This window comes from Bariatricus sp. HCP28S3_A7 (genome assembly GCF_052066375.1).
Lineage (GTDB): Bacteria > Bacillota > Clostridia > Lachnospirales > Lachnospiraceae > Allocoprococcus.
On record NZ_JBQHSG010000060.1, the window covers coordinates 1 to 3,362 of the forward strand.

At 42.6% G+C, this 3,362-nt stretch carries 3 protein-coding genes; all 3 read left to right on the forward strand.

Annotated elements, in window-relative coordinates; all coding sequences use genetic code 11:
• Positions 1-194: 194 nt before the first annotated feature.
• The 3 genes from ACTNA4_RS15840 to ACTNA4_RS15850 all read left to right on the forward strand — a co-directional run bounded on the left by ACTNA4_RS15840 (position 195) and on the right by ACTNA4_RS15850 (position 3,224).
• Positions 195-764 (forward strand): DUF3841 domain-containing protein, encoded by a 570-nt coding sequence (locus tag ACTNA4_RS15840; RefSeq protein ID WP_441031092.1) that lies wholly within the window; start codon positions 195-197, stop codon positions 762-764.
• Positions 751-1,326 carry a DUF3841 domain-containing protein gene (locus ACTNA4_RS15845; protein ID WP_118364958.1) on the forward strand — a complete coding sequence of 192 codons (576 nt, stop codon included), beginning with the start codon at positions 751-753 and terminating at the stop codon, positions 1,324-1,326. Before ACTNA4_RS15840 ends, ACTNA4_RS15845 begins: the two co-directional genes overlap by 14 nt.
• Before the next feature lie 95 nt (positions 1,327-1,421).
• Positions 1,422-3,224 carry a serine hydrolase domain-containing protein gene (locus ACTNA4_RS15850; RefSeq protein WP_441031095.1) on the forward strand — a complete coding sequence of 601 codons (1,803 nt, stop codon included), beginning with the start codon at positions 1,422-1,424 and terminating at the stop codon, positions 3,222-3,224.
• The last annotated feature ends 138 nt before the right edge of the window (positions 3,225-3,362 follow it).

Sequence of the window (3,362 nt, forward strand, 5' to 3'; positions counted from 1 at the left end):
TCTCGACAATTCCATTATACCAAACGGAATGTATTTATGCCTTTTTTATTGGCTGAAATATTGAATTTTCAAGGTTCAGCACACCTTAGAGGTGTGGGAAGTTTTAGTTAAGTATTTTCAAAACATTTCTCAATAGCACGAAAGCATCCTAAGAGGAAACTGTTTTTATACTTATCATAAAGGAGGTTTTTTCTATGCAGTTTTGGACAAGACAACATGAAGCTGTCTGGGATGAGCTTCAAAAAACAGGTCAATATATTGTAAAGAAAGAATATATCGAGGAAAAAAATGATACCATTTCCGAATTCTATCTAAAATTGTATGAATGGTACACAAAAGCTGCAAGAAAATATATTGATATCCCAGAAGATCTGAAATATCCAGTCTGGCTCAGTGTTAGTGAGGATATGATGTTACAGCCGACCGAACACGCAATCATATTCGAAGTCGAGATTCCAGAGGGGGAATACCTGATCTGCAATTTTGACAAATGGGGCTACCGCGTCAATTATTTCTATGTGCCGCTGGATGAGGCCGATGAAAAGGCCCACATGGAAGAGTTAAAAAAATATGGAATCGCCTCCGAAGATTCATTAGTTACAACCAGTAAAGGAAACTTCTACCCGCTGCTCAGGCAGAAAATTATCAAAAGCTGGGATCGAATTTTTACGATTCAGCCGGATGATCCGTCCCTCATGGTCGGAACCTGCTGGAAGTTAAAGAAAGAGTGGATCAAGGAGGTACGTTTTTATGACGGAGAATAATATATCATCAGCCTCAGACACTATCACGATGTATTGCACGCAGCCTGACCTTGTCTGGGATATTGTAGATAAAGATGGCGTAAACTATGTAAAACAGGCTTATATCACAAAGAAATATCAAGACACTGCCTGGATTTTTGACACTGCTTACAAGTTTTTCCGCCAGGAAGCTGTAAAGATCATTCCAAAGCCACAAGAGGCTGAATCACCAATCTGGATGTACCGTGATAAAAAATGGGCAGTTCCAAATGCTGGCTGCCGGCGTATGCACCTGGAAATTCCCAAAGACGAGTTGATTCTTTTTGACCGGAGAACATGGAATAAAATTCTGAACATGGAATATGTTGGAACTGATGAAGAAATCGCCGCCTTTGAGCAGGAATATAAGCGTCAGGGCGTCCGCGACCCACTGGACATTATGAAGTCCTCATTTTATCCGCTTCTGGCTCAGAAAATCAAGAAAAGCTGGCAGCATCTTTTTACGGATCCACTTCCGGAAGAGACTTACTGGCAAGGCGCTGTCTGGTATCTGAAAAAAGATTGGGTAGTCAGGGAAGAATAATGTTATACTATAAGCAAGAGCTTTACTTGCAAATTGTGCAGCAGAGATGGATGTGCTCTGCTGCATGTTATTTTTTTATATGGAGGTGACCTGCCATGGCAAAAGAGCAGCTTGCTGTGATTGAAATGATCACAAATATGATTCTCGGCAAGACCAACGGGGTTAGCAAAGTTGATTTCACACCACAGAAAATCCCGTTTCCGGAAAACCTTCCGTATGAACAGGCTTTCCTGCGCGCTACACCAGAGAGCCAGGGTGTCTCTTCCGAGAAACTGATACATTTACTAAGTAACTTATCTGCATCTCCATACACGGATATGCATCACTTTCTTGTACTGCGACATGGAAATGTAATCTGTGACTGCAGCTTTGCGCCTTACCGGAGCGGCATATGGCACATTTCCCATTCCATGTGTAAGAGTATTACCGGTATGGCAATCGGATTGCTAATCGATGAGGGGAAACTTTCTTTAGATGAAAACATATACAATATCTTTCCCGGAAAAGTCAATCCACTGATCAAAATCTTCCGACCGGAAATCACAGTACGGCATCTTCTGACAATGACAAGTGGTGTAACATTTAACGAATCTGGGATTGTCTCTGGTAATGACTGGCTGGAAAGCTATCTGAACGCACCTGTAACGGGAAAACCTGGCACAGAATTTCAGTATAACAGCCTGAATACTTATGTATTATCTGCAATTGTCAGTGCACGCACGGAGATGACACTGGAAGAATACTTGCGGCCACGTCTATTTAAGCCTCTTGGCATCACCCGGTATCTCTGGGAGACCTGCCCAAAAGGCATCACAAAAGGCGGCTGGGGACTTTTTATTTGTCCGGAAGACATGGCAAAATTAGGGCAGCTCTATCTAAACCACGGCATGTGGCACGAAAAGCAGATCATTCCGGCCAACTGGATCCGCGAATCGACCACAAAACAGGTTGACAGTATCGAAGGAACTTACGGATACGGATACCAGATCTGGATGGAACAACGTCTAGGCAGTTTTGAATTCAATGGTATGCTCGGACAGAATGTAATCGTGTATCCTGACCTTGACATGGTCATTGTCACCTGCTCTGGGAACAATGAACTCTTCCAGAATAACGTCATGCTAGATCTGATACGTGATGCATTTCCACAGGAATATCAGGCATCTGAATATGCTCTCCCTGAAAATCCTGCCGAGTATCACAAACTGACACACCTGGTTCACTCACTTTCCCATGGACCTTCCTGCATGCCGCAGATCCGACGCGGCGGCTGGGCAAAGAAAAGCGGATATTCCAGAAGCCATGCAATATATCCCAAATATGTCCGGTTGCTAAAGGATTTAGACGAAAAATGCTACAATATAAATCCCGCAAGTGTTGGCCTGTTTCCGCTGATTATTCAAGTATTCCATAATAATCTGACAAACGGAGTCAGACAGATTTCTTTTCAATATGACAAAATCAACTGTCCAGACAAATTTTGTATTCACTTTCTGGAAGGAGAAGAACATTGTACGCTGACCGCAAGTTTTGATCGTTATATCGATAACCTAATTACACTTCATGGAGAAACTTACCTTGTAGCTGTAAAATGTGAGTATACTACTGATGCAGATCACGCCCCGGTTCTTGTTCTTGATATGGTCTATCTGGAAGAAGCCATGAGCCGAAAGCTTTATTTACATTTCAAAAGTAACGAATTAGTGGCACATTGGTCCGAGTCTCCCGGGAAAGAGCTTATTTTAGAAGGTCTGTCTTCCATCACAGGGGAGATGACGAAGCTTCCACTTTACGGACGCTTTCTCGAAGGAAGCGGAATGCAATTCCTGGAACATTTAATGGTCGATACCATAGAACCAACTGTACATGGAACATTAGCTGAATCCGATACTGAGTAACCGCCAAATAATGATGCGGTCAGATATAAAATTACCCCAGCCCTTTGCGAGTTGGAGTAATTCACTATAATTCACATGCGATTTTTGATAGATTGGAGTTTTTCACTCCAAGGTGCAAGCTCTGCGAGCTGATCATCG

Coding starts and splice junctions, on each gene's coding strand:
- ACTNA4_RS15840 (WP_441031092.1), top strand. CDS start 195: ATGCAGTTTTGGACAAGACAACATGAAGCTGTCTGGGATGAGCTTCAA.
- ACTNA4_RS15845 (WP_118364958.1), top strand. CDS start 751: ATGACGGAGAATAATATATCATCAGCCTCAGACACTATCACGATGTAT.
- ACTNA4_RS15850 (WP_441031095.1), top strand. CDS start 1,422: ATGGCAAAAGAGCAGCTTGCTGTGATTGAAATGATCACAAATATGATT.